The organism is Psychrobacter sp. 1Y4, from assembly GCF_051847555.1.
Window position 1 is genome coordinate 1 of record NZ_JBPYDE010001053.1, and the last position, 539, is coordinate 539.

The following is a 539-nucleotide window of genomic DNA, read 5'->3' on the forward strand; positions in this document are numbered from 1 at the left end:
TCATTGCTAATGGTTATACCTGTAACATGTCTATTATGAGCTTTAGATGAAAATTTAGTTTTCTTTCTATTGATTCTTATCGCAGTACCAAATAGATCGATCAGATTTTCTTTTACAAGTTGTGGAACCTCAAAAAGAATGTCTTTGTGCTTGGTTGAGAAAGTCAAATCATCAGCATACCGTGTATATATAATTTCTTTCTCAATACACAGCTTACTAAGGACACAATCAAATTGATACATAAAAAAGTTAGATACTAGTGGAGAACTTGGAGCTCCTATACTGAGAACTAATTTCCCTCCCGTTTTTTTACTTGGACACCAAAAAAGTAATTTTTCTAAAGTTTCCTTATCTTGGTCTGAAGGTAAAACTAGTAACGACTCCCAAACCGTCCAAAATAATGTATTAGAAATAGAATTAAAAAAGTTTTCAAGATCTAATTTAAGTAGATATGGATTATGCTTATGAGCAATTGCATTCTGCTTAATACTCATTCCTTTTCTATAAGCCATCGCTGAATCATGGATAGGTAAATTCTG

The 539-nt window shown here is 31.9% G+C and carries 1 protein-coding gene; it reads right to left on the bottom strand.

Features of this window, described 5'->3' with window-relative positions; all coding sequences use genetic code 11:
* A partial coding sequence (locus tag ACS8FC_RS20370; RefSeq protein ID WP_439298121.1) for a reverse transcriptase domain-containing protein occupies positions 1-512 on the bottom strand: 512 nt, incomplete at its 3' end.
* Positions 513-539 lie beyond the last annotated feature (27 nt).